Genomic DNA, 4,951 nt, shown 5'->3' on the forward strand with positions numbered 1-4,951 from the left:
GGATGCAGGTTTGGAGGACAGTGAAGCCAGACCCGCGCGCCGACGTAAAGGCCCGATGCCGGGCGCCACTCCGGCCCCTGTGGCGCTGGACGCGTCCGGTCTGGCCACGTAGAGCCGCCAGGTGACCGAGCCTGCTGCCAGCCATGCCCAGAAGCCGCGGATCCTGCTGGGCATAGCCCTGCGGGTGGGCGCCATGGCGTTTCTGGCCTGTCTCTCGGCGCTGGTGAAGTGGACTGGATCGCGCGGGATCCCGGTGTTCGAGATCATCCTTTTCCGCAACCTCTTCGCCTTCATACCGCTGGGCCTCTATATCTGGCGCACGACGGGGTTCGAGGTGCTGAAGACCCGGCGACCATTGGGGCATCTGACCCGCTCGGTGATCGGACTGACCGGGATGGTCTGCGGGTTTTCCGCTGTTCAGCACCTCCCGCTCACTGAAGCTACGGCGCTACAGTTCACCTCGCCGCTGTTCATGACGGCCCTGTCAGCACTGCTGCTCGGCGAGGCGGTTGGCCGCCACCGCTGGGCGGCGGTGGTGGTGGGTTTCATCGGCGTTCTGATCATGGCGCAGCCCATTCCGGGCCATCTGAATGTGCCGGGCGTGACTCTTGGAATTCTGAGCGCGCTCGGCGCCGCAGGGGCCATGGTCGCCATACGCCAGATCGCCGATACCGAACGGGGGCCGACCATCGTCTTCTATTTCACCCTGGGCGGTGTGGTGCTGGGACTGGCAGGCTCGGCGTTCCACTGGGTGACGCCCGATCCCCTGACCCTGGCGATGCTGGTTCTGGCCGGGCTGATCGGCGGCATCGGCCAGTTGCTGCTGACCGAGGCGTTGCAAAATGCGCCTGTCGGGGTGATTGCGCCATTCGACTATACTCAACTGGTCTGGGCCGCTGGACTGGGCCTTGTGATCTGGGGCGAGCTGCCGCAACCCCTGACCCTGGTCGGTGCGGTGATCGTCGCCGGCAGCGGGGTCTACATCCTGCACCGGGAACTGCGCCGCTTCCGTGCTGTCGAGAATTGACAGCGGGGTCAGACGGGCGGACTCTCCCGGGCAGTAGGCCGCGCGGGCCGTCCGCGCCCTGTCCGATTTCCGGAGCCGACATGATGTTCAAGATACCCCTCGCCGCCGCCGCTTTACTGGCGCTGGCCGCTACCTCCGCCCAGGCCTCCGTCACGGTGATTGGCGGCGGCATGGCCCAGGCCTGCTCCAAGGCCGCCCTGGGCGGTGAGACGGAAGCCAAGTTCGAGGCCATCTGCACGATGGCGCTGGACAGCGAACTGCTCAGTCTCCGCGACCGCGCCGGCACCTATGTGAACCGCGGTGTGCTGAAGCTTCGGCGCAAGGAGTTCTCGTCTGCCCAGTTTGATTTCAACCGGGCGATCGAGACCAAGCCGGATCTGGGCGAGGCCTATGTGAACCGCGGCGCCGCCTCGGTCGGATCCAGGCGTTTCGCCGATGGCCTGACGGACCTCAACAAGGCGCTGGATCTGGGCGTGGAGGAGCCGGAGAAGGCCTACTACAATCGCGCGCTCGCCTACGAGGGGCTGGACAATGTCAAGGCGGCCTATCTCGACTATCAGAAGGCGATCGAGTTGAAGCCTGAGTGGGAGCAGCCAAAAAAGGAACTGGCGCGTTTCACGGTCGGGCGACGCTGAGTCTCCCGGTAGGTCGGAGTTTCTAGCCTATGCGCTGGCAAGGCGGACGGGGCGGCGGCGGGGTCGAGGATCGTCGCGGAATGGGCCCGGCCGGCGTTGGCGGCGTGGGTGTCGGCGGCGTGGTTCTGGCGCTGATCGGCTACTTCGTGTTTGGCGTCGATCCGTCGACCACCTTGAGCGTCGTTGGCGGCGCAGCCCCGCCTGCTCAGCAGGAGGGCGTGCGGGGGACGCCGGCGGACGAGGCCGGACGATTTGTCGATGTGGTTTCTGCAAACGTGAACGACGTCTGGACGGTGGTGTTCCGGCAGGCCGGACAGCGTTACCGGCCGCCGGATGCGGTGGTGCTCTACGATGAGGCCACCCGCACCGGCTGTGGCACAGGACAGTCGGCGATGGGCCCGTTCTACTGCCCGGCGGATCGCAAGGTCTATCTGGACCTGTCGTTCTGGCAGGAGCTGGAAACCAGGTACGGCGCGGGCGGTGAGGCGGCGCGGGCCTATGTGATCGCCCACGAAATCGGCCACCACGTCCAGAACCTGACCGGCGCCAATGACCAGGCGCAGAAGATGGGCGCCAAAGGAGCCGAAAGCGGCTCGGTGCGGCTGGAACTGCAGGCCGACTGTTACGCCGGGGTGTGGGCGGCGCGCGCCGCTGAGGTCTCGGGCGGCCAGGTGTCGCTCGATCCCGCCGATATCGAAGATGGTCTGCGCGCCGCGGCTGCAGTCGGCGACGACACCCTGCAGCGCAAGGCACAGGGCCGTGTCGTGCCGGACGCCTTCACCCACGGCAGCTCGGAACAGCGCATGCGCTGGTTCCGCAAGGGTTCACAATCGGGCGACGCCGACGCCTGCGACACGTTCAGCGCGGGACGGCTTTAGGTTGCGTCTGCTCCTGGAGAGCAGTCAGGATTGCCTGAGCGGCAGCGGTTCCCAACCCATGCATACGCCGACGGCGCGGCGAGCCAGCAAGTCGCCAGGGTCAATCATCTCCAGACGTGTGTCGCCCTTGGATATCACCAGCGGCGCTTCGGTGCAGCCGGCGATCAGAATGTCGGCCCCGAGCCCTTTCAGTTCGGCGGCGTAGCCCTGCATCTCCAGACGGACTTCCTCGCCCCGGTCGCCCGCCTTGATGCGGTAGATCGTCTCCATGAAGGCGTCCTGGCTGTCCTGCGGCAGGGTGACCAGGCCCATGGCGCGGGCGGCGAGGTATTCGCGGTAGAGCTTCAGTGCGCCCTTCGTCCCTAGAACCCCGGCCCGCATGGCGCCGGAGCGTTGGGCGGCTTCGGCGCCCAGGTCGATCATGTCGATCAGCGGCAGGCCACAGGCGCGCTGGATCAGGCTGGCATGGGCGTGGGCAGTATTGCACGGCATGGCCAGCACCTGGGCGCCGGCGCCCTGTAATCCGCCGGCCATCTCGGCCAGCACCACGCCGGCCTGCGTTCCCGGTCCATTGCGGTCGGGCGCCTCCGGGTTGATATCGGCGATCACCCGGATGTGGTCCTGGTCCTTTTTGGCGGGGGTGTAGGCTTGCACCCGGGTGAGGAACTCCAGCGTGGCCGCCGGACCCATGCCGCCCAGCACGCCCAGGATGAGCTTGGTCACAGCTGGCCCTCCATCTCGGATTGATAGGCAAACAGGCCCTGGGCGCCGCCGGTGTGCAGGAAGACGACGGTCTCGCCGTCAAACTTGCCGGCCTTCGCCAGGGCGATCAGGCCCTTCATTGCCTTGCCGGTGTAGACGGGGTCCAGCAGGATGGCGTCGGAACGCGCGATGGTCTTGAGCGCGTCGATCACGGCTCTGTCGATCAGGCCATAGCCTGCGCCCACGTAGTCACAGTCTGCCACCACCATGTCCCGGGTCACCCGCTCGGCGTGGCCAAACAAGCCGGCCGTCTCCTGGGCCAGACGGAAAACGTTGGCCTCCTGAACGTCCTTCGGCGCGCGCACGCCAATGCCCAGCACGGGAATATCCGCCCCCATCACCGCCAGCCCGGCGACGAGCCCGGCGTGGGTGCCGGCGCTGCCTGTAGCGGTGATGATACGGTCGATCTCGAGGCCCATTTCATTGGCCTGGGTCACCAGTTCCAGCGCGCACTCCGCATAGCCCAGCGCCCCGATGGCGTTGGATCCGCCGCCGGGAATGACATAGGGCCGGCCTCCGGCCGCCGAGACCTCTGCGGCCACCCGGGCCAGTTCAGCGTTCATGTCCGAGCCGCCGGCCACCGTGCGGTGTCGCGCACCCAGCAACTCGTCCAGCAGCACGTTGCCCGAGCGGTTGTAGTCGACAGCGTTGGAACCGGTGCGGGCCTCCAGAATGATTTCGCACTTCAGGCCGAAGATCGCGGCGGCGGCGGCCGTCTGGCGCACATGGTTCGACTGGATGGCCCCCTGGGTCACCAGGGTATCAGCATCCTGGGCCAGCGCATCGCCCAACAGGTACTCCAGCTTGCGGGTCTTGTTGCCGCCACCGGCCAGGCCGGTGCAGTCATCGCGCTTGATCCAGAGAGTGGGTCCGCTCCCGTCCTCCCGGGTCAGCTGCTCGGTAAGGCCGGGCAGCGGCTCGAACGGGGTTGGCAGGTGGGCGAACCGGACGGGATTGAAGCGAGAAAAATGCATATGCCCGGCGTATCATGCCTGCGTCTGCCCGCAAGCTGGGCATTACGACAGTTTTTCTCGTAATGTGTCGGATCAGGTATTCGGTGAGATGTCTGACACATTACTGTTAGGCCAACGGTACAGACGCAAATTGGGGGAAGTCCATGAAGAATTCTCGGCGCAGGATTGCGCAGTCGGCAGCCATCAGCGCGATCCTTGCGGCCACCGCCGGCGCCGCCGCGGCCCAGACCACGGATGTTCAGGAACTGGTGGTCACCGGCACGCGCGGCGCGCCGCGAACCGTAATCGACAGCCCGACGCCCATTGATGTGCTGAACGGGGCGGAGCTGGAAAAGACCGGGCGCGCCGGCGCGTTCGCCTCGCTGCAGACCCTGGTGCCCTCGTTCAACCTGCCGGCGCGCGCCGGGGGCGGGATCTCGACCGTGATTTCGACCGGCGGCCTGCGCGGGTTGAATCCCGATCAGACCCTGGTGCTGGTGAACGGCAAGCGCCGCCACAAGACCTCGCTGATCAATTCGGTGTCCTCGCTCTACAACGGTTCGGTGCCCGCCGACCTCGACCTGATCCCCACGTCGGCGATCGGCCGCATCGAGGTGCTGCGCGACGGGGCCGCCGCCCAGTATGGCTCCGACGCCATCGCCGGGGTCATCAACATAATCCTCAAAGAGGGCGACG

General features: G+C 66.7%; 6 protein-coding genes. 4 read left to right on the top strand and 2 right to left on the bottom strand.

Translation table 11 applies throughout. The features are described 5' to 3' along the window. Nucleotides 1-121: 121 nt before the first annotated feature. The 3 genes from ACIQ42_RS15890 to ACIQ42_RS15900 all read left to right on the top strand — a co-directional run bounded on the left by ACIQ42_RS15890 (nucleotide 122) and on the right by ACIQ42_RS15900 (nucleotide 2,540). Entirely contained in the window at nucleotides 122-1,027 is a 906-nt protein-coding gene (locus ACIQ42_RS15890) for a DMT family transporter (protein WP_397423220.1), read from the top strand. An 80-nt stretch (nucleotides 1,028-1,107) separates the two neighbouring features. Next, nucleotides 1,108-1,662: a tetratricopeptide repeat protein gene (locus ACIQ42_RS15895; protein WP_397423221.1), complete on the top strand. Its 555-nt coding sequence runs from the start codon at nucleotides 1,108-1,110 to the stop codon at nucleotides 1,660-1,662. A gap of 29 nt (nucleotides 1,663-1,691) precedes the next feature. Next, nucleotides 1,692-2,540, top strand: a complete 849-nt coding sequence (locus ACIQ42_RS15900) for a neutral zinc metallopeptidase (protein ID WP_397423222.1) — start codon at nucleotides 1,692-1,694, stop codon at nucleotides 2,538-2,540. Between the two features lie 24 nt (nucleotides 2,541-2,564). Here ACIQ42_RS15900 and ACIQ42_RS15905 read toward each other — a convergent pair whose 3' ends face one another. Together ACIQ42_RS15905 and ACIQ42_RS15910 are read right to left on the bottom strand one after the other, a co-directional pair. Continuing rightward, nucleotides 2,565-3,263: an aspartate/glutamate racemase family protein gene (locus tag ACIQ42_RS15905; protein ID WP_397423223.1), complete on the bottom strand. Its 699-nt coding sequence runs from the start codon at nucleotides 3,261-3,263 to the stop codon at nucleotides 2,565-2,567. Then, complete coding sequence (locus ACIQ42_RS15910; protein WP_397423224.1) at nucleotides 3,260-4,276, bottom strand: D-cysteine desulfhydrase; 1,017 nt, start codon at nucleotides 4,274-4,276, stop codon at nucleotides 3,260-3,262. The genes ACIQ42_RS15905 and ACIQ42_RS15910 overlap by 4 nt, the downstream gene beginning before the upstream one ends. A gap of 143 nt (nucleotides 4,277-4,419) precedes the next feature. Between ACIQ42_RS15910 and ACIQ42_RS15915 the strand changes: the two genes are divergently transcribed. Then, a partial coding sequence (locus ACIQ42_RS15915) for a TonB-dependent receptor plug domain-containing protein (protein ID WP_397423225.1) occupies nucleotides 4,420-4,951 on the top strand: 532 nt, incomplete at its 3' end.

It is taken from the genome of Phenylobacterium sp., from assembly GCF_044372605.1.
Classification (GTDB): Bacteria; Pseudomonadota; Alphaproteobacteria; order Caulobacterales; family Caulobacteraceae; genus Phenylobacterium.